The 24,671-nt window shown below is 58.8% G+C and carries 22 protein-coding genes; 7 read left to right on the top strand and 15 right to left on the bottom strand.

The window, feature by feature from the left end; all coding sequences use genetic code 11:
* Window positions 1-28: 28 nt before the first annotated feature.
* Window positions 29-922, bottom strand: coding sequence for a hypothetical protein (locus KEHDKFFH_RS02165; RefSeq protein ID WP_104320386.1), 894 nt, complete (start codon window positions 920-922; stop codon window positions 29-31).
* 159 nt (window positions 923-1,081) lie between these two features.
* Here KEHDKFFH_RS02165 and KEHDKFFH_RS02160 point away from each other — a divergent pair, with 159 nt between their 5' ends.
* On the top strand, window positions 1,082-1,702 hold the full coding sequence (locus KEHDKFFH_RS02160; RefSeq protein WP_104320385.1) for a riboflavin synthase subunit alpha: 621 nt from the start codon (window positions 1,082-1,084) through the stop codon (window positions 1,700-1,702).
* 13 nt (window positions 1,703-1,715) lie between these two features.
* Here KEHDKFFH_RS02160 and KEHDKFFH_RS02155 read toward each other — a convergent pair whose 3' ends face one another.
* The 5 genes from KEHDKFFH_RS02155 to KEHDKFFH_RS02140 all read right to left on the bottom strand — a co-directional run bounded on the left by KEHDKFFH_RS02155 (window position 1,716) and on the right by KEHDKFFH_RS02140 (window position 10,130).
* Window positions 1,716-2,864: a class I SAM-dependent methyltransferase gene (locus KEHDKFFH_RS02155; RefSeq protein ID WP_104320384.1), complete on the bottom strand. Its 1,149-nt coding sequence runs from the start codon at window positions 2,862-2,864 to the stop codon at window positions 1,716-1,718.
* 165 nt (window positions 2,865-3,029) lie between these two features.
* A complete protein-coding gene (locus KEHDKFFH_RS02150) occupies window positions 3,030-4,076 on the bottom strand; it encodes a class I SAM-dependent methyltransferase (RefSeq protein ID WP_104320383.1) in 1,047 nt (348 codons plus the stop codon).
* Window positions 4,077-4,200: 124 nt separating this feature from the next.
* Complete coding sequence (locus KEHDKFFH_RS20200) at window positions 4,201-4,374, bottom strand: hypothetical protein (protein ID WP_192875729.1); 174 nt, start codon at window positions 4,372-4,374, stop codon at window positions 4,201-4,203.
* Window positions 4,375-4,494: 120 nt separating this feature from the next.
* Window positions 4,495-5,178, bottom strand: a complete 684-nt coding sequence (can, locus tag KEHDKFFH_RS02145) for a carbonate dehydratase (RefSeq protein WP_104320382.1) — start codon at window positions 5,176-5,178, stop codon at window positions 4,495-4,497.
* A 65-nt stretch (window positions 5,179-5,243) separates the two neighbouring features.
* Window positions 5,244-10,130 (bottom strand): NAD-glutamate dehydrogenase, encoded by a 4,887-nt coding sequence (locus KEHDKFFH_RS02140; protein ID WP_104320381.1) that lies wholly within the window; start codon window positions 10,128-10,130, stop codon window positions 5,244-5,246.
* A gap of 163 nt (window positions 10,131-10,293) precedes the next feature.
* Here KEHDKFFH_RS02140 and KEHDKFFH_RS02135 point away from each other — a divergent pair, with 163 nt between their 5' ends.
* From KEHDKFFH_RS02135 to KEHDKFFH_RS02110, 6 genes are read left to right on the top strand one after another with little or no spacing between them, the layout of a single operon-like run.
* On the top strand, window positions 10,294-11,256 hold the full coding sequence (locus KEHDKFFH_RS02135) for an AAA family ATPase (RefSeq protein WP_064228837.1): 963 nt from the start codon (window positions 10,294-10,296) through the stop codon (window positions 11,254-11,256).
* A gap of 37 nt (window positions 11,257-11,293) precedes the next feature.
* A complete protein-coding gene (locus KEHDKFFH_RS02130; protein WP_104320380.1) occupies window positions 11,294-12,235 on the top strand; it encodes a DUF58 domain-containing protein in 942 nt (313 codons plus the stop codon).
* Window positions 12,232-12,702, top strand: a complete 471-nt coding sequence (locus tag KEHDKFFH_RS02125) for a DUF4381 domain-containing protein (protein ID WP_104320379.1) — start codon at window positions 12,232-12,234, stop codon at window positions 12,700-12,702. The genes KEHDKFFH_RS02130 and KEHDKFFH_RS02125 overlap by 4 nt, the downstream gene beginning before the upstream one ends.
* Window positions 12,696-13,727, top strand: a complete 1,032-nt coding sequence (locus tag KEHDKFFH_RS02120; protein ID WP_104320378.1) for a vWA domain-containing protein — start codon at window positions 12,696-12,698, stop codon at window positions 13,725-13,727. Before KEHDKFFH_RS02125 ends, KEHDKFFH_RS02120 begins: the two co-directional genes overlap by 7 nt.
* On the top strand, window positions 13,717-15,528 hold the full coding sequence (locus KEHDKFFH_RS02115) for a VWA domain-containing protein (RefSeq protein WP_104320377.1): 1,812 nt from the start codon (window positions 13,717-13,719) through the stop codon (window positions 15,526-15,528). The genes KEHDKFFH_RS02120 and KEHDKFFH_RS02115 overlap by 11 nt, the downstream gene beginning before the upstream one ends.
* The gene (locus KEHDKFFH_RS02110) at window positions 15,522-17,258 is read left to right on the top strand and encodes a BatD family protein (protein ID WP_104320376.1); all 1,737 of its coding nucleotides are present in this window, start codon (window positions 15,522-15,524) and stop codon (window positions 17,256-17,258) included. Before KEHDKFFH_RS02115 ends, KEHDKFFH_RS02110 begins: the two co-directional genes overlap by 7 nt.
* 3 nt (window positions 17,259-17,261) lie before the next feature.
* On the opposite strand, the gene ccmI is transcribed toward KEHDKFFH_RS02110, so the two are convergent.
* From ccmI to ccmA, 9 genes are all read right to left on the bottom strand, one after another.
* Window positions 17,262-18,530 (bottom strand): c-type cytochrome biogenesis protein CcmI, encoded by a 1,269-nt coding sequence (ccmI, locus tag KEHDKFFH_RS02105; RefSeq protein ID WP_104320375.1) that lies wholly within the window; start codon window positions 18,528-18,530, stop codon window positions 17,262-17,264.
* 68 nt (window positions 18,531-18,598) lie between these two features.
* Window positions 18,599-19,072 carry a cytochrome c-type biogenesis protein gene (locus tag KEHDKFFH_RS02100; protein WP_104320374.1) on the bottom strand — a complete coding sequence of 158 codons (474 nt, stop codon included), beginning with the start codon at window positions 19,070-19,072 and terminating at the stop codon, window positions 18,599-18,601.
* Window positions 19,072-19,608 (bottom strand): DsbE family thiol:disulfide interchange protein, encoded by a 537-nt coding sequence (locus KEHDKFFH_RS02095; protein ID WP_104320373.1) that lies wholly within the window; start codon window positions 19,606-19,608, stop codon window positions 19,072-19,074. The genes KEHDKFFH_RS02100 and KEHDKFFH_RS02095 overlap by 1 nt, the downstream gene beginning before the upstream one ends.
* Complete coding sequence (locus tag KEHDKFFH_RS02090) at window positions 19,605-21,611, bottom strand: heme lyase CcmF/NrfE family subunit (protein WP_104320372.1); 2,007 nt, start codon at window positions 21,609-21,611, stop codon at window positions 19,605-19,607. Before KEHDKFFH_RS02090 ends, KEHDKFFH_RS02095 begins: the two co-directional genes overlap by 4 nt.
* Window positions 21,612-21,648: 37 nt before the next feature.
* Window positions 21,649-22,119, bottom strand: a complete 471-nt coding sequence (gene ccmE / locus KEHDKFFH_RS02085; protein ID WP_064228828.1) for a cytochrome c maturation protein CcmE — start codon at window positions 22,117-22,119, stop codon at window positions 21,649-21,651.
* A gap of 14 nt (window positions 22,120-22,133) precedes the next feature.
* Entirely contained in the window at window positions 22,134-22,373 is a 240-nt protein-coding gene (gene ccmD / locus KEHDKFFH_RS02080) for a heme exporter protein CcmD (RefSeq protein WP_104320371.1), read from the bottom strand.
* A 2-nt stretch (window positions 22,374-22,375) separates the two neighbouring features.
* On the bottom strand, window positions 22,376-23,119 hold the full coding sequence (gene ccmC / locus KEHDKFFH_RS02075; RefSeq protein WP_104320370.1) for a heme ABC transporter permease CcmC: 744 nt from the start codon (window positions 23,117-23,119) through the stop codon (window positions 22,376-22,378).
* A 31-nt stretch (window positions 23,120-23,150) separates the two neighbouring features.
* Window positions 23,151-23,876, bottom strand: coding sequence for a heme exporter protein CcmB (gene ccmB, locus KEHDKFFH_RS02070; protein WP_064228825.1), 726 nt, complete (start codon window positions 23,874-23,876; stop codon window positions 23,151-23,153).
* The gene (ccmA, locus tag KEHDKFFH_RS02065) at window positions 23,866-24,504 is read right to left on the bottom strand and encodes a cytochrome c biogenesis heme-transporting ATPase CcmA (RefSeq protein ID WP_104320369.1); all 639 of its coding nucleotides are present in this window, start codon (window positions 24,502-24,504) and stop codon (window positions 23,866-23,868) included. The genes ccmB and ccmA overlap by 11 nt, the downstream gene beginning before the upstream one ends.
* Window positions 24,505-24,671 lie beyond the last annotated feature (167 nt).

The raw sequence follows: 24,671 nt of genomic DNA, 5'->3' as shown, positions 1-24,671 counted from the left end.
TGAAACATACGTTTGAAGCGCATCCGTGTCAAGTTCTGGGCTCAGGCTCTGCAGCCACCTCTTCCCATCCCTGATCAATCGCTTCCTGATTGCCCTCGAAAAAGGCTTTCTGAACTCGGCTGTACGCTTTCTCTGCTTCCAGCAGATAGATCAGGTAAAGACGCACATGCTCCCGACGCGTCAACTGCCGGGACAGGCTGCGGTTCTCTGACAACCTCAGAAGGTGACTGAACCGGGTATTTTTCAGCGCAGGGTTGAAATCGGCCATCCTGACACATTGCCAGATCAGGCCATCCGAGCCCTCCAGATGGGCAACGTGCTGCCTTGCCTCCCGGAGCATCCGCTGGCGGGTCATGATCAGATCAAGATACGAGGGCTTGCTGGTGTAGATTCTGCGTACCGCCGGTACCCCGAGTAACAGAATGATCACGAAGGCACCAAAGCCGCCGCCTGCAATCCATGCCGGCACAAATCCGGTCAGACCGCTCAGAAAGATGACTGCGGCAATCAAGGCACTGAACAACCAGAGGTCCCGCCCCCGACGCGCCTCGGCCATTGTAAAGTTGTCCGGCCAACCGTTCATGGCCAACAGGTCGAAGTCCATCAACAGCACCCGGTCGCACTGTCGCAGCATCAACCGGAGTTTGCGTTGCCGGGACTCGGCCAACACCCTCTCGGTACCGCGACTACCTGCATTTCGGGACTCATCACCGTCCGACGATTTATCAGGCTCTTGACCGGTGCCTGGCGCCTGACCGGATGGTGCAGTTTCTGTAGCCTGGCTGGTTGATACCGGTGCAGGAGCCTGGGCATCCGTCATAACGGGCGCTGGCACAGGATCGGCCGCCCGGCCCGGCCTCAGTACCGGGGCCTGCGTCGGCGCATTCTCCTGGGTAGCAGCCTTACTCTGATTTTCAGCCATGGCAGATTGTCCGGAATCAGGGGTTTAAACAGGTATCGACCGTCTCATCGGATACTTGAATTCTCCCCTCCTCCACCTTGGCATTGATGAGTCCGCTCGCTATCCTTGGCGGTCCTGCCGGAAAGGCAACCGCATACCACATCAAACGAGGTCAGGATTATGTTCACAGGCATTGTCCAGGGCATTGCAGCCATCGAAGACATCACTGCCGAGCCCGGACTGAGCACTTTTGCTATCCGGCTGCCATCAGATAAAGCAGGCGGCGTGTCCATTGGCGCATCGGTGGCAATTAACGGCACCTGCCTGACCGTTACCCGCCAGGAAGACAGCGTGCTTTATTTCGATGCCATGCAGGAAACCCTGAGACTGACCACGCTGGGGGATCTGAAAACCGGAGACCAGGTCAATTTCGAACGGGCCGCCCGGATCGGAGATGAAATTGGCGGCCATCTGCTGTCAGGGCATATTCATACGACTGCCCGGATTGTCGAAATCCTAAGACCAGAGAACAACGTCACCCTGTGGTTTGAAGTGCCCGACGAATGGACACGCTACATTTTTCCCAAAGGCTACATCGCCATCAACGGCGCCAGCCTGACCATCGGCGAAGTTCGAGGCAATCGGTTCAATATCCATCTGATTCCGGAGACCCTGAGGGCGACAACCTTTGGCACCTGTGAAGAAGGTCAAAGGGTGAACATCGAAATAGACAGCCAGACCCAGACCATCGTGGACACGCTGGCCCGTATGGGTTACGACCGCCCGGCACCGACGCTTTAACTTATGGGACCTTTCAGCGGTTGCCAGCCCGGAACACCACGAACTTGGGGCTGGCATCCAGCTGTTCCACTGAAGAAAAATAGCGCCGCAGGCTTCGGTGATAGCCCAGGTGGCGATTTCCCACCATGAGCAAACGACCACCTGGCCTGAGGTGTTGCGAAGCCTGCTCAAACAACCGCAGGGCAATATGGTCACCGACCACACCGCCCTCGTGAAAAGGTGGGTTCAGAAGGATCAGGTCGCAAGCGTTCGTGCCGGCATCAATGCCGTCGCAGTGCGAGAAAATAGCGTTTGCCCCCGGGAAAGCCTGTTCAACATTATGGCGGGCGCTGAGCACAGCCTGGCTTGAAACGTCGCTGAAACCCAACTGTAAGTCGTCTCTTTCCGCCAGCGCCGTCAGACCCAGCACACCGTTGCCACAGGCCAGATCCAGCACCGAGTCGCCGGCCTTTAAAGTCGACGCCACTTTCGCCACATGAGGCACAAGCAAGCGGCTGCCGATATCCAGCTTTTCCCTGGCGAATACCGCGGGCAATGCCTCCACTTCCACGTCGCCGTTCCGTCCGGTTACTGCATACCCCTTCCAGGCACCTGGCCAGCCCGCCAGACTCGCAGCACCTTTCCGGCAACGAATTGCCCGCGCCTTTTTTCTCGCGGGCAAAACCTGCTCCGTCTGCACCGCCTCGGCAAAAACCTCGACACTTTTCGCCGGCAGATGCTTGATCATTCCCCCTGCCAGCAACACACCGGAATCAGATATTACGCCGTTGAGCCAACGTAGCAACCAGGCCAGATAGTCAGCCTGGCGCGGTATTCTCAACACCACCAGATCGAATAGGCCCGCTGGCGGATTGATCCAGCTATAAACCGGCTCTGCGACAGGAAAAGCGGGATTGAATGAAACATTTTTTGCCAACGCGACGGGCAACACAGCGCTGTCGGCAACGATGGTGGGAGAAAACCGCGAAAGCCCCAACGCAAGTGCCCCGAACTGGTCATCCACGATCAGGACCCGGGGTTCATCAAAGCCGGCCGCGGCATCAAGAGCAGCCTCCAGCAGAAGCTCGTCCGCTGCATCCCACGCCCTCAGAGTCGGATCAGCGGTACCCGGGCGGCTGAGGGTCAGCCTGCCCTGAGAGAAAACCAGTTCGGCAGTTGTCATTTCGGGCATCCTGGAGGCTTTTTGTCACAGAAGCGCCATTCTAGGCTGTTTATTCTAGAAATTAACCCTAACGTGGAGAGTGTTCACGCTGAACATCCCTTTTCCGGTTGGCTCCGTTGTTCTGGACGCGAACCTCTTGCCCCTCACCCCAGGGGCTTTTTTCGTTCAGGGACGGCGAAAAGCGCGATAGACCGTAAACCGCCGATCTTCCCGCAGACGCTCAACCGGGCCGATACAGCGCTTCATTATGGGCTCGTATGGCAAAAAGCTGTTTGCGACCAGGCGCACTTCTCCACCCGGCTCAAGATGACGCACCACTTCCCGCAGAAAGCGCTCGGTCATTGACAGGTCGGTTCTAACGCCACTGTGGAAGGGGGGATTGCTGAGAATAACGGGCCAGGTGCCCTCAACCCCGGAAAGGCCGTCCGAGGCCAGGATGCGCCCGGAAACGCCGTTACGCTCATAGCTGGACCGGGCACAAACAACCGCCTGGGACTGAACGTCGATTCCGTCAACCGTTACCCGAGGTTGATTATGCTGCTCATGCCAATGATGCAGCCAGGTACCAAGGACACCGGCGCCACAGGCGAAATCCAGAACAGAGCCGGAACGCAATGGATTCTCGTCCAGCGTCTCCAGCAGCATGCGAGTGCCCTCATCCAGCTCGCCGAGGCTGAAAATGCCCGGCAACCCGGCGACCTCCAGATGCACTGTCTTGCAGTCAATGCCTGTCCAGGTCATCCATTGCTGAAGCGAAAATTCGGGCAGCGGCTCGATAGGCTCGGCACACCAGACCTGGCAATGCCTGGCACTGTCGATCTTGGTCGCTTGCGGCGCCACGGCCTTTAGCTGTTTGACGGCTCCGGCAATGCCTTCTTTTTTCTCTCCGACAAGCACCAGCCGGGCGCCCCGCATTGCCAGCCAGCGCGCCAGGGCGAGGCGCAGATCCAGCTCCGCCCGGGCCTTGGGCAGAAACACAACCAGGGTGTCAAAGGTGCCGGCTGCCAGTGCCGGATCGTCGTAGCCGAAACAGATCTGCCAACCCTCGTTCCCGGCAAGCGCGGCACAGACACCGACATGCTCACTCATGGCCATACCGCCGGCAGGCAGATCAGCAAGCAGCCCGCTGGCGGCTACGCCCAACAAAGCCACCCGGCCCTGCAAAAGGTGGCGGTTTCGCAACAGGACTTCATGGGAGTTGGGCAATGACATTGATTGGCTGATCCCGCGTGGATGGTCTGGAAACGGGATACTCTAACCGGAATGAGCCCTCGCGTCTCCCCTGCCAGGCGGAGACCGGAGGGCTTTCAGAGGGTAAATACCATGACAAACTCAGTCACTTGTAGCGGGCAACCGTACCAACCCGCAAGGCATCCTCGGGGGACATACCCCAATCTTCCGGCTGACTGGCGTCAGAGGGTTTCCGCCCCCGACTACGATGCTCCGGGCCGGCAGTAACGTCTTTACGCTGGTTCAGGGCTGTCAGGGCTTTTTGCATCAGTTCTTTCATGGTCTACCTCCTCGCTTACTGCAGGATCTACTCTAGCAAAGCAGGAGGTGACCAACTGTGATGACGCCGAGGGTCAGGAAGTGACGCCCATCACGATTTTTTGACGCAATTTTACATTCTTCACTGGACGCTTTTCTGACGCCCCGAGCGTACCGGCCTTTGTACCAACTCGTCGATACTGTTCTGCCTGACCTGCTCACGATCTTCTTCGCTGGCGACCGACAGCCCCATATCCCGGAGAACCCCGTCAGCCACATCGTAGACAAAACCATGCACCGTGAGTGGCTGGCCCCGCTTCCAGGCTTCCTGAACAATGTTGTTCTGGCAGACATGCCCTACCTGCTCAACGACATTGAGCTCACACAGACGATCGACCCGGTCCTGGACGTTTGGCAGGTCATCCAGCACCCGCTGGTGCCGATCACGGACATCCTGAACATGGCGGAGCCAGTTACTGATCAGTCCAAATCCCTCATTGAGCAATGCTGCTCTCACACCACCACAGCCATAGTGACCAACCACCAGGACGTGCTTCACCTTCAGCACTTCAATGGCGAACTGCAGTACCGACAGACAGTTGAAATCCGTGTGGACGACCACGTTGGCCACGTTCCGGTGAACAAACAGTTCCCCTGGCAGAAGATCAACAATCTGGTTAGCCGGTACACGACTGTCCGCACAGCCGATCCACAGGTATTCCGGTGCCTGCTGATTCGACAGGCGGTGAAAAAACTGCGGATCCTGGGCCTTGATGCCATCCGCCCAGGCCCGGTTTTTTTCCAGAAGATGGTCAAGCTGACCCATTATCCCACTCCGTTTGATGATTCCCGATCATCGATTGAACGGGAATGCGGACTTCAAAGCAATACTCAGTTGGTCTCAACCTCTGCCTCAGCATGCGGCTGATGCATTGTGCTCTGGGCCAGATCCAGCAGTTCGCGCAGGGCCACCGAGAACATGGCGTATTCCGGCTCCCGTACACCCTTGAGCTCCGACAGCATGGATTTCCAGCGATCAATCATCTGCTGATGGCGCGACAGCCAGCTCTCCACGCAGGCAGGAACGTCTTCCGGTTTTTCCGCCAGCTTCAGAACGCCGGTGGTCAGCGCCCGCTGCTGCCAGTCCAGGTCCTCACGGAAACTCTCCCTGGCCAGTGCCTGCCAATGGGACGCGGGTGTGAGAGCGGCAATGGCGCTGGCAAACCAGTTCAGATCCAGACGATCACCCAGCTCATAATACAGATTGGCAACCGTTTTCAGTGGCATGCCTGAGGCTTCATGGGCTTCTATTATGCCGAGCGACGAATACAGGTGGCCTGTGCCCGACACCACGGATGCCAACTCTGAAGGCAGGCCTGCATCCACCAGGGCCTGATGTCGTTTTTCCCAGGTAGTTTTGGCCTGGTCACCAAGATACTCGGGCAAGCCGGCAGTAATCGCCCAGACGCTGTCGGCAAAGCGCTCCATATGGTGTTGAATGCTGAGCTCTGCACGGCGGTTACGCAACAACCAGCGCACCGACCGGCGCATGAGGCGCATGAGGTCCTGCATCAGTTCCATCTGTAGTTGGGCTGGCACATGGAAATCAAGGGCCTCAATCCTGTCCCACCAGTTATCAATGCGGAACACATCCCGGGCAATGATCCAGGCCAGTGCAATAGAGGCCGCATCGGCGCCGGTAGACTGATTCAGGCGCTCCACAAAGGTAATCCCCATGTGGTTGACCATGTCATTGGCAATCTGAGTCGCGATGATTTCACGACGCAGCTGGTGTTCGCCCAACTCCTTCGAGAATTTCTGGGTCAGGTCCCTTGGAAAGACCTTGTACATCTCACCGGCCAGCATGGGATCGTCAGGCAGAGTGCTGTTGTTCAGCGTCTGCTTCAGATCGCCCTTCACGTAGGAAATCAGAACCGACAATTCCGGCCGGGTCAGCCCCTTCTTGTCGAGCTTGCGCTCGGACAGGGTTTCATCATCCGGCAGGAACTCCAGGGCCCGGTTCAACTTGCCCTCGCTCTCAAAGGTATTCATCAGCCGGCGGTATTCCTCCAGCCGGGTGGCCGCATCCTCGCTGGCGATGCTGATAGCCTGGGTCTGGCGGTAGTTGTTTTTGAGCACCAGATCGGCAACGTCGTCAGTCATCTCCTCAAGCATGATGTTCCGCTGCTTGTTGGTGAGGTCGCCCATGGCCACAGCCCGGTTGAGCAGGATCTTCATGTTGACCTCATGGTCGGAACAGTCCACGCCACCGGAATTATCGATGAAATCGGTATTCAGACGGCCGCCACGGAGGGCGAATTCAATCCGACCGAGCTGCGTCAGGCCAAGGTTGCCGCCCTCACCGACCACCTTGCAGCGCAGTTCCGAACCATTGATCCGCAAACCGTCATTGGCCTTGTCACCCACGTCGCTATGGGATTCGCTGGCACCTTTCACATAGGTGCCAATACCGCCGACCCAGAGCAGATCTACCTGGGCCTTGAGGATATGGGAAATCAGCATGTTTGGCGGTACCCGGTCCGATTTGATACCCAACAGCTTCTTCATTTCCGGGCTGACCGGGATAGACTTGGCATTCCGGCTGAATACGCCGCCCCCTTTAGAAATGAGTTTGCTGTCGTAATCGGTCCAGGCGGAGCGGGCAAGACCAAACAGGCGCTTGCGCTCCTTGTAGCTTTTCTCCGGATCCGGCGAGGGGTCAATAAAGATATGCACGTGGTTGAAGGCCGCAACCAGTTTGGTCTTCTCCGAGCACAGCATGCCGTTGCCGAAGACGTCGCCTCCCATGTCACCAATGCCGATGGCGGTGAATTCATCCAGTGCCGGGTTGATGCCCATCTCCCGAAAGTGACGCTCTACCGATACCCAGGCGCCCCGCGCAGTAATGCCCATTTTCTTGTGGTCATAACCATTACTGCCACCAGAGGCGAAGGCATCTCCCATCCAGAAGCCGTATTCCGCGGCCAGTCCGTTGGCAATATCCGAGAAGGTTGCCGTACCTTTGTCAGCTGCGACCACCAGGTAATGGTCATCTTCGTCGTGGCGAATAACCCGTTCAGGCGGCGCAATTCCCGAATCCACCAGGTTGTCGGTAATATCCAGCAACCCCCGGATGAACGTCTTGTAGGCTGCTATGCCTTCGGCCTGAAAAGCCTCCCGGTCTGACGGATCCGGGAGGCGCTTGGCCACAAAACCACCTTTCGCGCCCACCGGCACGATGACCGCGTTCTTGACCTGTTGGGCCTTGACCAGACCCAGAATCTCCGTGCGGTAATCTTCGAACCGGTCAGACCAGCGCAAGCCACCGCGGGCGACCTTGCCACCCCGGAGATGCACGCCCTCAACGCGGGGTGAATACACGAAAATCTCGAACATCGGAAGAGGCAGAGGGACGTCCGGAATCCGGGATGGATCGAACTTGACACTGATATAGGGCTTGGGACCACCAGCCTCGTCGAGCTGGTAGTAGTTGGTGCGCAAGGTTGCCTGGATCAGCTCAAGATACAGCCGAAGTACCCGGTCCTCACTGAGATTCTCAACATCCTCAAGACCGGCATTGAATTCGATTTCCAGTTTCTGCTGGGCCGCCTGGCTTTTACCCGGGCTCTGATAGCGCTCCGGGTTAAAGCGAATCTCGAAAAACTCCAGCAGCAGCCGTGTCAGCTCAACATGATTGACCAGAGTGTTGGAAATAAAAGTCTGACTGTTGGAGAACCGGATCTGACGCATGTAACGGGCATAGGTCCGAAGCAGCGCGATTTCCCGCCAGCTCATGTAAGACGACAGGAGCATCCGGTTGAAGGCATCGTTTTCCGCCTCACCGTACCATACCCGGCGGAACAGCTCCTCGAAGATTGGCCGGATGCGGTGAATGTCCACGACATTACCGGTGTGGGCCTGGAGGGTAAAATCGTGGATCCAGACCGTCTTGTTGTGGCGGTCGGTCACCTCGAAGGGGTGCTCACCAATAACCCGGAAGCCAAGATTATCGAAGATTGGCATAACATCCGACAGGGGCAACGGCTCGTCCGGATAGAAGAGTTTGAAATGCAGCGTGCTCTCGTCCTCTTCCAGAGCCCGGTAGAAGCTCATGGCGAGATCATGGTTGTTAGCCGATGCCGCGATGTGCTCCAGATCAATGGCCGCCCGCCTGGGCGAGAACATGTCGGTATAACTGGCCGGAAAACCGCCCGCCCACAGCCGGTAAAGTTCATTGCCCTGCTCTTCACCATAAGCCTCGCTCAGGGCTTCGGAAAGACCGTCACGCCAGGACTGGGCAAGCTCAATGACTTTTTCACGGATCTCCGCCGTGGGCAGTTGGCGGTTTTCAACCTGGGGTACCCGGATGGTGAACTGAACCCGCGCCAGCACCGACTCGGAAAAGTGCGTTACGAACTCAACGTCCTCGGCTTCCAGCCGGTCTACCAACACCTGCTCTACCTTCAGCCGCAATTCGGTGTTGTAGATGTCCCTCGGGAAGAACGCCAGGCAGGTAACGAACTGGCCGTAGACATCTTCCCGCATGAACAACTCGATGCGGCGGCGCTCCTGGATATACAGGATGCTTTTCGCCACCTTGAGCAATTCGTCCGGCTCAATCTGGAACAGCTCGTCCCTCGGATACACCGTCAGGATCTGCTCCAGTTCCTTGCCGGCGTAATCATCACGGAGAAACCCGGACCGCTTCATTACGCTCTGGAACTTGCGACGCAGCAGGGGAATCTCGTCGGGCCGCTCGTTGTAGACCCGGGCAGTGTAAAGGCCGAGAAAACGGCGTTCACCGACCACCTCACCCTTGCTGTTGAATTTCTTGACGGCAATGTAGTCCGGGTATGCAGGGCGGTGTACCCGCGAACGCTGGGCCGACTTGGCGAAGATAAAAATATCATCGCTCCGGGTCATTTCATGGCGGGTACGTTGCGGCAGTTCATTCAGGCGAACCCGGTCCGGGCGTTCGTTATTGACCCGGAGGATACCCAGTTCCGAGTTCTCAACCCGTCGGACCACCATGCCGCTTTTATCCTTGGCAAAGTCGTACTCGTCATAGCCAAGAAAGGTGAAATGATCCCGGGCCAGCCATTCAAGAAATTCCCGCGCCTCTTCTTTCTGCTCCTCACTGATGCCCGCGGTGGTGCTGTCGAGCTCGCCCAGAATCTCATTCACCTTCTCGGTGACGATCGGGAAATCGCTGACTGCGATCCGCACCTCATGCAGCACATTCTGGAGCGCATCTTCCAGATCCCGGAGATCCTCGGGATTACTGTGTCGATCAATCTCGAGGACAATGAAGGCCTCGTAGGCCGAGCCAGAGGCTTTCTTTTTCGTGGTGTGCAGTTTCTTGAGCTTGCCGTCCTCGGCCCGCTCCACCTGCAGGATCGAGTGCTGGATGGAATGGGTCCCGATCTCGCGCTGGTTAATGGCAATGCGCAGGGAATCGATCAGAAACGGAATATTCGGGTGCAGGATAAACACCACGGTGTGGGTCGACTGCCAGCCGTCGCTCTCCAGGTCAGGATTGAATACGGCAACGGGCGTTTCTTCGGCAGACCGCTTCTGCAGAAACTGCCACGCCGCAAGGACGGCACCGTAGGTATCTGCAAATCGTCGACTGACCAGCTCCTCAAGAGGAATATGGGCATAATGCTGCTTGGCAAATTCGCTGATTTTCTTGGCTTCGGTTTTAGAAATCTTCTTTGCGAAAGCGTCAGCCAACTGTTCAAAGAATTGATCCTTGCTGGCCACTGTCAGCGCATTCATGGTCGACCTCAGTTAGTGTGAAATAAACGTAATCGGCGTATCGTCACATAAGCATAGTCAAACCCTTGATTTTTGCCGGCCAGACGCCAAAACTTCGGCAACTACCTACGCACGATACGGGTTTCTCCGGAAAATCCTCAGATACAGAGAGCAGTCATTTCCAATGTCGCTACAGCATACGTTCGGTGAGTTACGGGAACAGTTAGCCAAACGGATAATCGGGCAGGAAAAGCTGGTGGATCGTCTGCTGATCGCGCTACTTGCCGACGGCCACCTTCTGGTGGAAGGTGCGCCGGGACTGGCAAAAACCACCGCCATAAAAGCGCTTGCCGACCATCTCGAAGGTGATTTTCACAGAATCCAGTTCACCCCGGACCTGCTGCCTTCCGACGTTACCGGCAGTGAAATCTACCGGCCGGAAACGGGGCAGTTCGAGTTCCAGCGCGGCCCGATCTTCCATAATCTTGTGCTTGCGGATGAGATCAACCGCGCACCCGCCAAGGTACAGTCCGCCCTTCTGGAAGCCATGGGCGAACGACAGATCAGCGTAGGTATGCGCACCTTCCCCCTGGACCGGCTGTTCCTGGTTATGGCGACCCAGAACCCGATCGAGCAGGAAGGCACCTACCCATTACCTGAAGCCCAGCTGGACCGCTTTCTGATGCACGTGGTCATCCACTACCCATCGGCGGAGGCGGAGAAGGCCATCTTGCAACTGGCCAGGAACGATTATCGCCATGGCCTGCCGAAAACAGACCTTCGCCTGACCGCAGACCAGGTGTTCGACGCCCGGGCGGAAGTCGCGAACATCTATATGGCAGAACCGGTTGAGCAATACCTGCTGGCCCTGGTACTGGCAACCCGGGATCCGGCGGCACTGGATCCGGAACTCGCCCGCTGGACCGCCTTCGGCGCCAGCCCCCGTGGCACCATCGCCCTGGACCGCTGTGCACGGGCACTGGCCTGGCTCGACGGCCGTGACTACGTAACGCCGGACGATGTACGCGCCATGGCCTTCGACGTGCTCCGCCACCGTATCCTGCTCACGTTTGAAGCAGAAGCCGAAGGCATGACCGCCGATACCGTCATCGAGCGGCTGATCGAACGTGTGCCGGTGAGCGCCTGAAGCCATCGACGGAAGCAAGACACGGGAGCCGTCAGGCATGGGCAACACCGAAGCATTAACCCACATCGGCCTACCGGATCTGATCCGCCTGCAGGCAGACGCCCGGGCACTAAAACTGCCCTCTGCCCGCCCGGTGCGTTCGCGGCAGGCGGGCTTGCAGCGCTCGCCCCAGCGCGGCCGAGGTATGGCGTTTGCCGAAGTCCGGCTGTACCAGCCCGGAGATGACATTCGCAGCATCGACTGGCGGGTAACGGCCAGGCGCCAGGCGCCACACACCAAGCTCTACGAGGAAGAGCGCGAGCGGCCCGTGCTGCTCCTGTGCGATCTTGGCCCCAGCCTGTTCTTTGCCAGCACCGGTGCCTTCAAACAGGTTCGCTGTGCCCAGATCGCCGCCATTCTGGCCTGGCTGGCGTTATGGTCCGGGGACCAGGTGGGCGGCATTGTTTTCAATGGCGAGGCCCTGAGCGTCCTCCGCCCTGCCCGTCGCAAGAAGTCGGTGCTGCGGTTCCTGGACACTCTGGGCGTGCAGCAACGTAGGGATAACCCCACGCTGGCACAGGACGAACAGCCCCGCCAGTGCCGGCTGGACACGGCCCTCACCGAGGCCCGCCGGGTCGCCCATACCGGCAGCCGAATTTTCGTAATCAGCGATTTTCTGGATATCTCGCCGGAGACGGGCACCCTGCTCGGTGCCCTGGCCCGCCATAATGCCGTCAGCGCCTTGAGAATCGTGGACCCATTAGAAAAACAGCTGCCGAAAAGCGGACGCTTCGCGGTGGCCGGTCCGGACGGCCCTGTGTGGTTTGACGCCGGAAACCCCCGTTTCCAGAGGGCCTGGCATGAGAAAGTCGCCAACCATGAACATCGATTGGAGGAATGTTTTCGTACCTCCGGGGTTACCATGGCAGAGGTATCCACTGCGGAAGATCCCGCGGTGACGCTGAAGTCACTGCTGGGGCCGGGAGGGCGGATCGGATGAACCCGCAGGATCCGCTCAGCCAGCTCAGGGATATTCACCTGCCCGAAACCGGTGGTTTCTGGCCGCCGGCGCCGGGTTGGTGGGTTCTGGCGATCCTGATCGTCACCGGCCTCGCGGCGCTCATCTGCCTGCTGATCAGGCGACGGAGAAGGAATCGCTGGTTCCGGACCGCACGGACCGAACTTGCCAGGCTGGAGCGAATTGCGGCGTCCGAGCCCTGGTGGTTCGTACAACTGAACATGCTGCTCAAGCAGGCCGCCCGTGAGCGCTACCCGGACCAACACCCGGAAGCACTGTCTGGCGATGCCTGGGTGGAATTTCTGCTGGCCACCGCCCCCAGGGACCGGATTGCCTCCCGACCGGTTGCCGAGGCACTGGTCTCCAGTGCCTGGCGTCCCAAAGTTTCCGCTGAGCCCACCGAGGCACTGGCGTTCGCCCGGTTGTGGCTGGGAGGGCAGAAATGCTGAATCTTGCCTGGCCCTGGGTACTGGTTCTGGTGCTGTTACCGCTGATCCTGAAATGGCGCAAGCCCGGAGGGCAACCGGTCGACGCGCCGGTGCTGCCGGTTGGCCACTGGCTGTCGGACCTGCCCGGCGTGAGTCGTCGGGGCAATGCTGTTCCACTCTGGCAACAACTGTTGCTGTTTGTCATGTGGACGCTTCTGGTGATTGCATTGGCACGGCCACAGCATGTCGGCGAGCAGGTACAGATGCCGGTTTCCGGCCGCGATCTGATGCTGGTTGTCGACATTTCTCCCAGCATGGATGAGCAGGACATGGTCCTTCAGGGCCGGAGCATTAATCGCCTGCAGGCGGTCAAACGGGTGCTTGATGACTTCATCTCTCGCCGCCAGGGTGACCGGCTCGGTCTGATCCTGTTCGGTACCGAGCCCTACGTTCAGGCTCCCCTCACCTTTGATCTTGAAACCGTCAGAACCCTGATGCGGGAGGCAGGTCTGGGAATGGCCGGGCGCGCCACCGCCATTGGCGACGCGGTGGGTCTGGCAACCAAGCGGCTGAGAAACCGGCCCCAGGACCAGCGCGTTGTGGTCCTGCTGACCGATGGCGCCAATACCGCCGGCGAAATTACCCCCGACAAGGCCACCGAAATCGCCGCCGCCGCCAGCATTCGACTGTACACCATCGGCATTGGCGCCGAATCCATGGTTCAGCGCGGTCTGCTGGGCTCGCGCCGGGTTAACCCCTCCAGAGATCTGGACGAGAGCCTGCTGACCCGGATGGCCCAGCAAACCGGCGGAGAGTATTTCCGCGCACGCAGCCTGCCAGAGCTGGAGCTCATCTATGAGAGCATTGATCAACTCGAACCTATCGAGCTGGAGGGCAAGTTCTATCGGCCAGTGACCGAACTCTATGTCTGGCCCGCCGGCCTGGCAGTGCTCCTGTGGCTGACTTTGTTCCTGGTTCGCCACGGCCGGGAGCTTGTTGCTGACTCCCGGCGGGGCAGGAAGGAGGAGGAACCAAATGTGGGCTGACTTTCATTTTTTGCGGCCGTTCTGGCTCTTGCTGCTCCTGCTGTTACCGATCCTGTATCTGGCATTCCGGCAAATGCGTCTGGGCGACAGCGGCTGGTCCCGGCTTATTCCGGCCCGTTTGCTGGCGCCGCTGATTCGTCATGACGGCCGCTCGGGAAAAGCGACAAACTCGCCTCTGGCCACGGCCTCCGCTGCCCTGATCATTCTGTCCCTGGCGCTGGCCGGCCCTGCCTGGCGGGAAGCACCCACCCCCCTGAAACAACCGGGCGACAGTCTTGTGATTGCACTGGATCTCTCCCTGTCCATGTTGGCCACAGACGTAGAGCCGGATCGCCTGACCCGGGCCAAACGGAAAATCCGGGACATTCTTGAGCTTCGGGAAGGCAGCCTGACCGGCCTGCTTGTCTTTTCCGGCGACGCCCACGTGGTGACACCATTAACGGATGATGGCCGCACCATTGAAGGTATGCTCAATGTACTGGATCCGGTCATCATGCCAGCCACAGGGAACCGGGCGGATCTCGCAATTGCCCGGGCAAAGGAGTTACTTCAGCAGGGGGCCCCGGGGGAAGGCCGCATTCTGCTGATCACTGACGACATCAACGATCGTTACGCCGGGACCATCCGGGACACCCTTTCTGGCACCGGTTACGCGCTTAATACTCTCGTTGTCGGGACCGAGGGAGGTGGCCCCATCCCACTGGCCCGGCGCGGATTTATCCGCGAGAACGGCGATATTGTTATCAGTCGGGCCAACCCGGAGGCGCTGGCGGACCTCGCTCGCAGCACCGGCGGCCAGAGCCATGAGCTGACCCTGGATGATACCGATGTTCAATCCCTGAACCTGAGCCCGAAGGACGGTGACGACTGGCAGGCATCAGAAGACGGCCTAACGGTCAGTCGCTGGCAGGATGACGGCTACTGGCTGCTCTGGCTCGCCCTTCCCCTGGTTTTGCTTGGCTGGCGCCGCGGTGCCTTCAGTGCCTTCGCCCTGATCCTGTTGCCGATCTGGCCACAGCCGGCTGCCGCCATAAGCTGGGATGAACTCTGGCAACGGCAGGATCAGAGAGCCCCTGAGCTGATTGAGAAGAGCCCGGAAACAGCCGCCCGGCAGCTGGACGACCCGGAATGGCGGGGTTCCGCACTGTATCGTTCCGGCCAGTTCGATAGCGCGGCCCAGGCGTTTGCCCGGTCACAGGGCCCGCGTGCCAGTTATAACCGGGGCAACGCACTGGCCCGTGCCGGCAAACTGGAAGAGGCTCTGGCCGCCTACGATGCGGCCCTGGAAAAAGCGCCTGACATGGCGGATGCCCGACACAACCGGAAGATTGTCGAGGAACTTCTGAATCAGCAGAACCAGAGCCAGGAAGGCAGCCAGCAGGATTCGTCGGACTCCTCCAGCAACGAGGGAGGCGAAGGCGATCAGCAACAAAACCGTCAGAATCAGGATGGAAACAGTGAGAGCGAGAATTCCGGCAACTCAGGGAATAATCAACAGCAAAACCCTGAAAACAGCCAGTCCTCGACCGGCAAACAAGATCAGCAGAACAATCAAGGCGATGAGCAGAACCAGCAGGAGCCCGGCGAGGAAGGCAATCCCGAGCAGGCATCCGGCGAGAGGGACTCACCGTCAGGCCAGGCGCAGGCACCCGCCCCTATTTCTGAAACGCCGCTGACCCAGAGCCAGGAACAATGGCTCAGACGAGTCCCGGATAACCCGGGCGGCTTACTTCAGCGCAAGTTCCTGCAGCAGTATCAACAACGCCAGACTCCATCCGATGAGGGCGATACACCATGGTAAAACGGCTGATTACACCCGCCGTCTCTCTGTTTCTGTTGACGGTACTCTTAACAGTAATCTGGCTGCCGGCCCAGGCACAGTCACAGCAACTGACGGTCGAGCCGGACCGGACCCGCCTCTACGAGGGTGAGGTCCTCACACTGACCGTGAAGGGCAGCATGGAGATCGATATCAACCTGGGCAACCTGTTTGACTTCGACATGTCCAGCCTGCCCAAGCCGGATATCGAGAAAGTGGAACCGGATTTTGAAATTCTGGCCCAGAACCAGCAATACAGTATCCGCACCGTTAACAGCCAGATGATGGGCGAGATTACCTGGACCTACCAGCTTGCACCGAAAACCACCGGCGAGCTGACCATCCCGGCACTCACCTTTAAAGGGGCAGTCTCAGAGCCGGTTACCGTAGAGGTGGTGGATGGCTCACCACCGGATCAGACCGCTCCTGGCCGGGACAGCTTTATCGAGCTGTCTGCCGACAAAGATGAAGTGTATGTGCAGGAACAGTTGATACTGACCGTTCGGCTTTTTTTCCGGGGCAACCTTATTCGTGGAGAGCTATCCGAGCCTACCCATCCCCATGTCATTATCGAGTCTTTGGGCAGGCAGCAGGAATTTTCACGCTATCGCGACGGTGTTCGCTATCGCGTTGTGGAACGCCGGTACGCGCTATTCCCCCAGCGTCCGGGGACCCTGAAACTGCCTCCGATCCGGTTCGAGGGCCAGGCCAGAGACGCTTCCGGCAGCCTCCGCTTTCTGCGGGACAGCAAGGAGTTGTTTGAAGTTCCGGTCAAGGATGTACCTGCACAATTCTCTGGTGAAACCTGGCTGCCGGCAACTGGCGTAGCGCTTGACGAGTCCGGGCTTCCACCGTCTCTGGAGGTCGCCACCGGTGAAAACATTACCCGGGAAATCAAGCTGACGGCGGCGGGCCTGCCCGCAGAGGCCCTGCCACCGTTGCCTGATACCGTACCGGACGGATTAAGAAGTTATCCGGAAGAGCCTGAGCGCCAGACCGAAACCACGCCCGCTGGCCTCACATCCTCACTGAACCAGTCCGTGGCTCTGGTGCCTGTTAAGGCTGGCCAGATGACCCTGCCCGCCATTCGCATCGCCTGGTGGGATACGGAAGCGGACCGGGAACGGGTTGCGGTGATCCCGGAGCAAACACTGACGGTGAAAGACCCGAATGCCGTTGCCGCTAATACGTCTTCGCAAAGCGACCAGGGCAAGTCAGGCCCGGAACCGGATGCCGCTACCACTGAACCCCCGGTTAACCCGGCATCGGACGAAACCGGACCCTGGCAGTGGCTCGCCCTGGCACTGGGAATTCTCTGGGCCGGGACGTTAGTGGCATGGTGGTGGTCAGGCAAAGGCCGGAAAGCCACTCCGGCACAGACTGACAGCCGGGATGAAGATGCCGCGTTCGACCGTCTGATCAAGGCCGCGAGGGACGGCACAGCAGTGACACCGGAACTTGTGGTGGAGTGGGCAAATCTGCACTCGCCCGGCCACGGCTTCCGTTCTGCATCTGACGTTGTCGATCATTTCGCCGATGAGACACTGGCCGTGGAACTCAGAAGGCTGCAGGCCCGGCTTTTTGCGCCCGGACACGAGAACGACACCTGGGATGGTCGGCCATTGGCGCGGGCCCTTGAGAAGATACGGAAACAAAGACAGGCCCAAACCAGCGCCGATCTGCCGCCACTCTACCCGAAGGGCCTCTCCTGAGTATTAATCGATCAGTTGCTGATCGATTACAACCGCTACCGGCGCGTCCTGGCTTTCGTTTACCGCTATGGGCGCGTCGGTACTGCCCTGCCAGTCACCCGCCTGGGCGCTGACATTGCCGGAACGACTAAGACGGGCCGTCACGACGACCTCGTTAACACTGGAAATGGTAGCCTTGGGTGACATCGCATACCGGTCGTCCAGGCGGATTTCCACCGGCAGCTGGTCGGCCGTCAGCCTGGCAACGGCCAGAGGTGGACCCTGCCGAACATTGGCCTGACGGGCAAACAAGAACAGCGTGGTATCGGCCGGCACCTGATCCCGGAAGTCCTCGGCAAGAGTCACCCGAACGGTCACTCCGGCTCCGGATGCTTGCGCTTCGGCCACCTGTGCCGGTGGTTCCTCGCCAAGACGGGTGTAGGCTTCACGAATCCCTTCCCGGATTGAAGCGATCTGAGGGTGGTCTGGTGCAACGGTTTGTATTCGCTCCCAGTACTCTATGGCTTCCCGATAATTCTCCTGGCTGAAGGCATTGATGCCCAACAACCCAAGAGCATTAACTTCGTCCGGGTTCAGCTCACGAGCCTGTTCAATGGCTGCAGTAACCTCTTGCGTCATGGCACCCTGACTACCGAAGAACAGCGCCTGGGCAGAGAGGCCATAGGCAACGGCTTCGGCCCTGTCATCGTCATTCACACTGCCGGCCAGCTGCCTGAATGCCCAGGCCGCATCGTCATAGCGCTCCAGGCGCATGTAGGTGCGCCCCAGCATCGCCCAGCCCTCCGGATTATCCGGGCTGGCCTCCAGCCGCTCTCGCAGCTGCCCGGAAAGTTCCATCATCTGGGCCTGTCTGGAACCGTCGGTGGCGCCCATTTCCTGCATGGTGATGAACTGCTCAACCCGGTCCATCGCTCCCCAACGCTCATACAGGTAAACGGTAGCCGCGGGGATCAGAAGAATCGACACCAGCGCCACTGCCATGGCACTCCTGCGACCGCTGATCATGGGCCTCACCGGTTCCTGCTCGGGAACATCGTCCAGCATGCTTCCGGCGAGCTCTTCCTTGAGTTGGCGATAATTTTCATCATCCAGAATACCGGCCTCGTATTCACTATCAAGCTCCTTCATCCGGGAGCGGTAGGCCATCAGATTCTGGTTTTTCAGGTCCGTCTGCTTCCTCGCACCAAGCCGATGAAAGAAGACCGGGTACAACACAAACAAAAGGGCAAGAATAATCAGTACCGTTGCGGCAATCCAGAAAGTGTCAGTCATGGAGTATCAGTCACAGGTTCAGAATTAAGAATGAGGTAGCAGCCAGGATATCCCGGGCAAAGCCAGCTTCAGGACGGCTTGTCCTCGTCTGCCAGCATTTTGTCGACCCGGGCTTTTTCCTCGGCACTCAGTGCCGGGCTTTCGGGCCCGGCCCGTCGGGAGCGGATGACCACACCGGCCACCACCAGAAGCCCGCCGAAGACCGCAATGGCCGGTGTCGCCCAGAGCAGAAAAGTCCGGCTGTCCAACTCGGGCTTGTAGCGAACGAACTCTCCGAACCTGCCAACCAGGGACTCGATGATCTCCTCGTTACTGGCACCGTCTTTCATCATCCGGTAGACGACGGCCCTCATGTCCTTGGAGATAGGCGCGTTAGAGTCGGCAATGTTCTGATTCTGGCATTTCGGGCAGCGCAATTCCGCGATCAGGTTCTGGTAGCGCTGCTCCTGGGCCCGATCCGAAAAATCGTACACATCGGCCACATCGGCTGCAGCGACACCGGGCAGCAAAAGCGCCAACACCAAAAAAATGATCCTGACCATCAGCCATTCCCCTGAACGTCATTGATCACAGGCAGCAATGTCTGTTCCCAGACCGTCTCATTGACCACGCCCACGTGGCGGAAGCGCACCATGCCATTGGCATCGATCACAAAGGTTTCCGGCGCGCCATAAACCCCCAGATCAAATCCGAGGGTGCCCCGTGGGTCGTAGATGGTTTTCCGGTACGGGTCACCCAGACGATCGAGCCAAACCAGAGCATCTTCGCGGTTGTCTTTGTAGTTCAGACCAATGATGTTGACGCCTTTCTCCTCGGCAAGCCACATCAGATCGTCGTGCTCATCCTTGCAGGCAGGGCACCAGGTGCCCCAGACATTCAACAGCGTAACCTGCCCCTGAAACAGGCTTTGATCCAGCATGGTCTCCGGGTTGTGCAGATCTTTCAGGATGAATTCAGGAACCGGTTTGCCAACCAGGGCCGATTCAAGCCTGGTTGGATCCTTACCGATACCGGCAAACAGCACTATGCCGACAACAAGGGCGATCAACAGCGGCAGAAACAGCAGGAACCGCTTCATGAGGCAGCTCCAGCGGACGTCGCAGAACCTGTCTCGGGCGCGGCAGTGCCGACCTGCACCTTCTTGTCAGCTCCCTCCCGAATCCGGTAGCGGCGATCAGCGATGGCCAGGAAGCCGCCGGCGGCCATAAACAGGGAGCCCAGCCAGAGCCAGCGAATCAGCGGCTTGTATTGCAGCCGGATGGCCCAGGCTTCGTCGGTGATGCGCTCACCAATAGCTACAAAGATGTCCCGGAACAGACCGGCGTCGATATCGGCCTCAGTCATGACGCTCATGCCGACAGAGTACTGGCGTTTCTCGGGATGGAGCACGGAAATACGCTCGCCGTCCAGCATGACATCAAAGGTGCCGTACTGAGCCGTAAAGTTCGGTCCCTGACGCGCGCCGATATCCCGGAACACAAACTGGTAATCGCCGACGGTCGCGACATCGCCGGGTACCATACGGACATCACGCTCAATGCCGTAATTGGAGACAACCGTAGCGCCTGCCATGGTAATGGCCAGACCCAGATGCCCGAGTACCATGCCGTAATAGCTGCGCGACTGCCGCTTGAGACCGTACAGTCGGCCCTTTCGGGAAGAGGACTTGTCCCAGAGATCCCAGAAAGTGGCAACCGTTACCCACATGGCGGAGAAAATACCGAGGAACGCCCAGGGCTTGAAGCCACCGTAACCGATCAGAACCGCCGTGGTAGCCACAATACTGATTGCCAGGGGCCACAGAAGCTTTCGAGCCAGCCAGCCGCCATCGGTTTTCTTCCAGCGGGAGAAAATGCCGGCACCCAGCAACAGGCCGGTCGCCACGGCCAGGGGGCTAAACGTCAGGTTGAAGAACGGTTCACCGATCGACAGCTTGCCCAGTTCCAGATAATCAAGAACCAGCGGATACAGCGTGCCGACTGCTACCAGAAGCGTGGCGGATACCAGCAGCACGTTGTTGAGCAACAGGAACACTTCCCGGGACAAAGAGCCATAACGGGAGCGGACATGCACCACCGGTGCCCGGAACGCATACAGCGCCAGACTTGCTATTACGGTCACTGCCAGCAGGGCCAGCAGGAAGGTTCCCCGCTCCGGATCCGAAGCGAAGGCGTGAACCGATGTCAGCACGCCAGACCGGACCAGGAAGGTGCCGAGCAGGCTGAGTGCAAAGGTGACTATGGCCAGCAGTACCGTCCAGCTCTTGAACACACCGCGCTTCTCGGTGACCGCCAGCGAATGCATCAGGGCGGTACCGGAAAGCCAGGGCAACAGTGAAGCATTCTCGACCGGGTCCCAGAACCACCAGCCACCCCAGCCAAGCTCGTAATAGGCCCACCAGCTGCCCAGGGCGATACCGAGGGAAAGAAACGCCCAGGCAACCGTGGTCCAGGGCCGCGACCAGCGGGCCCAGGCGGCATCGAGGCGGCCATTGATCAGGGCGGCAATGGCAAAGGCAAAGGCCACGGCAAAACCAACATAGCCCATGTAGAGCATCGGCGGATGCACGATCAGCCCGAAATCCTGGAGCAAGGGGTTCAGATCCGCGCCATCGGCGGGCACATTGGGCAGCAAACGGTCGAACGGATTGGAGGTGATAACGATAAACAGCAGGAAGCCGACGCAGACCATACCCAGCACCGATAGCACCTGGGAGATCATCACCGCCGGCAGTCGACGGCTGAAGATAGCGACCGCCAATGTCCAGCCCGCCAGCATCAGTATCCAGAGTAGCAACGAGCCCTCATGACCGCCCCATACAGCGCTGAACTTGTAATACCAGGGCAACAGGCTGTTGCTGTTATTGGCCACGTAGGCCACTGAAAAGTCGTCAGTCACAAAGGCATGGGTCAGGACGGCAAAGGCAAGCCCCACGAACACAAACATGCCGGATGCAAGTGGCCTGGCGAACGCCTGAAGATTGTCCCTGCCGGTCAAAGAACCGGCCAGGGGGACTACGGAAAGGAGCACTGCCAACAACAGCGCGAGAATCAGTGCAAGCTGTCCGAGTTCGGGATACATCAAAGGCCTCCAGAAACCAGGCTGTTAGATAAAATGGTTAGTAGGACACGGTTTCCGCACTGCCACTGGCTTTGTGCTGGCCCTTCGAGGCCTTCTCCAGTGCATCCGCGACTTCCGGCGGCATATAGTTTTCATCGTGCTTGGCGAGAACCTGATCGGCCACAAAGCGGCCGTTTTCATCCAGTCGGCCCATGGCGACCACACCCTGCCCCTCGGCAAACAGATCCGGAAGGATACCGGTGTATTGAACCGGCACAGACGCGTTGAAGTCAGTCACCTTGAACTCAACCATCAGGCTGTCCGGATCACGCAGAACCGAGCCCTCCTCGACCATGCCACCGGCCCGGATTCTGACATCCACCGGTGCTTCACCGGCGGAAATCTGGGTGGGGTCGTAGAACAGGTTGATGTTCTGGCGCAGCGCATAAGTCGTCAGACCCACAGCAATGGCCAGTCCCACCAACAGGAACAAGACAATTGTCAGCCGCTTTTTTCGGATTGGATGCATCAGATATCTGCCTTTCAGTCTTGGGAAACCTTGACGCGATTGAAGGACGCTGCGGAGGCCGATGCCGCCTGCTGATCATTCCGCCCGGCCTGGAATTCATAGCCGCGACGGCAGGCTTCAATGGCCGCTTTTCTGCGGCGCAGAGACCAGACCATCAGGCCGATCATCAGCAGAAAAAATGCAGCGTAACAGGACCAGACATAGGGCCCGTGGCCTTCCATCACCATAAATGCCGAAAAGGAATCAAATGCCATATCTAGCCCCTCCCGGCCAACACGTAATCTTTAACCCAGCGCGTTCTCTGTTCACGTAGCAGAATCTCTGTCTGCATACGCAAACAGGCGAGCCAGCCAAACAGCAAGTACAGCCCAAGTACAGACAGGAGCAACGGCACCCACATTTCTGCCGGCATTGACGGCTTTTCCGTCAATTTGAATGTCGACGGCTGGTGTAACGTATTCCACCATTCAACGGAGTACTGGATAATCGGTATATTCACCACCCCGACCAGCACAAGCACAGATACGGCACGGGCAGCAGATTTTTCATCATTGATGGCCCTGTCCAGGGCAATGACACCGCCATAGAGGAACAGCAGGATCAGCATGGAGGTCAAACGGGCATCCCAGACCCACCAGGTTCCCCATGTAGGCTTACCCCAGACAGCGCCGGTAAACAGTGACAGAAAGGTCAGAACCAGACCCACCGGCGCGACAGACTTCACAAACACATCGGCCAGCTTCATGCGCCAGACCAGAGTGACGACAGCCGCCACCGCCATCATCACGTAGACCGACTGGGCAAGGAAGGCCGTGGGCACGTGGATGAAAATAATCCGATAGCTGTTACCCTGCAGGTAATCCTTGGGCGCAAAGGCCAGCCCCCAGACAATGCCCGCCATCAACAGCAGGATGCCACCTGCCAGTAGCCAGGGCATCAGCCGGGCCGAAATCCCGAAGAACCATTTGGGAGAACCCAGCTTGTGAAAAAATTGCCACATCAGATGGTCACCGTCCTACCGTTACCTTGTTTTACCCGTTAGACAGGCTGATACGCAGCGCCGCTGCCGATGCGAAGGGCGCCAGAGTCAGTGCCAGCACCAGAAATGCACCCATCAAAGCGAGATAGGCACCCACCGGAGCACCCTCCGCGGCCGAAGCCACCGTACCTGTTCCGAAAATCAGGACGGGAATGTACAGCGGAATGATCAGCAGGGACAAGAGTACCCCTGCCGACCGTAATCCAAGCGTCAGTGCCGCGCCGATTGACCCGATAAGGCTCAACACCGGTGTACCGATCAGCAGCGTTAGACACAAAACTCCGATGGAGTTCCCGTCAAGATGAACCATTACGCCCAAAACCGGCGTTAGTACCACCAGCGGCAGACCTGTTAACACCCAGTGCGCCGCGGTTTTCGCCAACACCAGTAAAAACAGGGGCTGGGGCTGAAGCACGAGTTGCTCAAGCGTGCCGTCATCAAAATCATGGCGAAACAAATGGTCCAGCGACAACAACACGGATAGCAACGCAGCTACCCACAGGATACCGGCTCCGGCCTCCCGCAGAAATGACACTTCCGGGCTAACCCCGAGGGGAAAGAGGGTTACGACCATGACAAAGAACAACAGCGGATTGAGCAAGTCCTGCCTTTGCCGGAAGGCTACCTTCATATCCCGGGCAAACACCGCCTGCATCGCCGCCAGTGCGCCGACCGTATCCTGCCGCAAAGTCAGCGCTGGTCGGCAATCAGCATTCATTGGCTGCCCCTCCACCCAGAACAATACGCTGCATACCGGGTAAATTCAGATCGTGGTGGGTGGTCACTACCACCGCGCCTCCCTCTGCGGCCCGCTGTTGGAGGAGGTCCTCAATAGCGCTGACACCACCAGAATCAATGGCGGTGAAGACCTCATCCAGCAACCAGAGCGGCTCATCGGCGATCAACAGGCGCGCCAGGGCCACTCGCCGTTGCTGCCCTGCCGAAAGATTCCGGCAAGGCACATCCTGAAACCAGGTCAGCCCGGTACCATCCAGCGCCTCGCGCAGAACCGGTTCCGGCAGCGGCCGCCGCCCTGCCGTCAGTGCCCGGAGATTTTCCATGGGTGTCAGCAATGGTTTGATGCCAGGCCGGTGGCCAAGATACAGGGTATTGCGGAGGAATTCTTCGCGTTGGGCAGACCTGGGCTTGCCGCACCAGAGCAGACTGCCGGACCAGGCATCATTCAGGCCGGCCAGCATTCGCAACAGCGTGGTCTTGCCGGAGCCGTTAGGCCCCTCGACACGGGTGACCGTACCGGGCAGTATGGAGAACGACAGGTCACGGAACAGGATCCGTTCATCCCGCTCGCACTGCAGATCGACAGCCTGTAATAACGGCTCAGACATCAGGGCCCCGTAACCAGGACGATGCGCGTGAAGACGGCATCGGGTGCATTCGTGACAGCGGCGGCCATGATCATTGTTCGCGCATGACCTGCCGGCGCGCCGTATTATAACGAAAGCGCCGGCGGATTACTCTTGTCCAACATCAAATCAGTGACGATGAAACTACC

Source organism: Marinobacter maroccanus (genome assembly GCF_002933275.1).
Classification (GTDB): Bacteria; Pseudomonadota; Gammaproteobacteria; order Pseudomonadales; family Oleiphilaceae; genus Marinobacter; species Marinobacter maroccanus.
The sequence above is the reverse complement of the archived record's forward strand: the minus strand, read 5'-3'. Positions and strand labels throughout refer to the sequence as shown.

Excerpts from the sequence above, each read along its gene's own strand:
- KEHDKFFH_RS02150 (WP_104320383.1), bottom strand. The coding sequence starts at position 4,076 with ATGTCATTGCCCAACTCCCATGAAGTCCTGTTGCGAAACCGCCACCTT.
- KEHDKFFH_RS02155 (WP_104320384.1), bottom strand. The coding sequence starts at position 2,864 with ATGACAACTGCCGAACTGGTTTTCTCTCAGGGCAGGCTGACCCTCAGC.
- KEHDKFFH_RS02090 (WP_104320372.1), bottom strand. The coding sequence starts at position 21,611 with ATGTATCCCGAACTCGGACAGCTTGCACTGATTCTCGCGCTGTTGTTG.
- ccmB (WP_064228825.1), bottom strand. The coding sequence starts at position 23,876 with ATGAATGCTGATTGCCGACCAGCGCTGACTTTGCGGCAGGATACGGTC.
- KEHDKFFH_RS02120 (WP_104320378.1), top strand. The coding sequence starts at position 12,696 with ATGCTGAATCTTGCCTGGCCCTGGGTACTGGTTCTGGTGCTGTTACCG.
- KEHDKFFH_RS20200 (WP_192875729.1), bottom strand. The coding sequence starts at position 4,374 with ATGAAAGAACTGATGCAAAAAGCCCTGACAGCCCTGAACCAGCGTAAA.
- KEHDKFFH_RS02100 (WP_104320374.1), bottom strand. The coding sequence starts at position 19,072 with ATGGTCAGGATCATTTTTTTGGTGTTGGCGCTTTTGCTGCCCGGTGTC.
- KEHDKFFH_RS02130 (WP_104320380.1), top strand. The coding sequence starts at position 11,294 with ATGGGCAACACCGAAGCATTAACCCACATCGGCCTACCGGATCTGATC.
- KEHDKFFH_RS02160 (WP_104320385.1), top strand. The coding sequence starts at position 1,082 with ATGTTCACAGGCATTGTCCAGGGCATTGCAGCCATCGAAGACATCACT.
- KEHDKFFH_RS02110 (WP_104320376.1), top strand. The coding sequence starts at position 15,522 with ATGGTAAAACGGCTGATTACACCCGCCGTCTCTCTGTTTCTGTTGACG.
- KEHDKFFH_RS02135 (WP_064228837.1), top strand. The coding sequence starts at position 10,294 with ATGTCGCTACAGCATACGTTCGGTGAGTTACGGGAACAGTTAGCCAAA.
- can (WP_104320382.1), bottom strand. The coding sequence starts at position 5,178 with ATGGGTCAGCTTGACCATCTTCTGGAAAAAAACCGGGCCTGGGCGGAT.
- KEHDKFFH_RS02165 (WP_104320386.1), bottom strand. The coding sequence starts at position 922 with ATGGCTGAAAATCAGAGTAAGGCTGCTACCCAGGAGAATGCGCCGACG.
- KEHDKFFH_RS02125 (WP_104320379.1), top strand. The coding sequence starts at position 12,232 with ATGAACCCGCAGGATCCGCTCAGCCAGCTCAGGGATATTCACCTGCCC.
- ccmC (WP_104320370.1), bottom strand. The coding sequence starts at position 23,119 with ATGTGGCAATTTTTTCACAAGCTGGGTTCTCCCAAATGGTTCTTCGGG.
- KEHDKFFH_RS02140 (WP_104320381.1), bottom strand. The coding sequence starts at position 10,130 with ATGAATGCGCTGACAGTGGCCAGCAAGGATCAATTCTTTGAACAGTTG.
- ccmD (WP_104320371.1), bottom strand. The coding sequence starts at position 22,373 with ATGGCATTTGATTCCTTTTCGGCATTTATGGTGATGGAAGGCCACGGG.
- ccmE (WP_064228828.1), bottom strand. The coding sequence starts at position 22,119 with ATGCATCCAATCCGAAAAAAGCGGCTGACAATTGTCTTGTTCCTGTTG.
- ccmI (WP_104320375.1), bottom strand. The coding sequence starts at position 18,530 with ATGACTGACACTTTCTGGATTGCCGCAACGGTACTGATTATTCTTGCC.
- KEHDKFFH_RS02115 (WP_104320377.1), top strand. The coding sequence starts at position 13,717 with ATGTGGGCTGACTTTCATTTTTTGCGGCCGTTCTGGCTCTTGCTGCTC.
- KEHDKFFH_RS02095 (WP_104320373.1), bottom strand. The coding sequence starts at position 19,608 with ATGAAGCGGTTCCTGCTGTTTCTGCCGCTGTTGATCGCCCTTGTTGTC.
- ccmA (WP_104320369.1), bottom strand. The coding sequence starts at position 24,504 with ATGTCTGAGCCGTTATTACAGGCTGTCGATCTGCAGTGCGAGCGGGAT.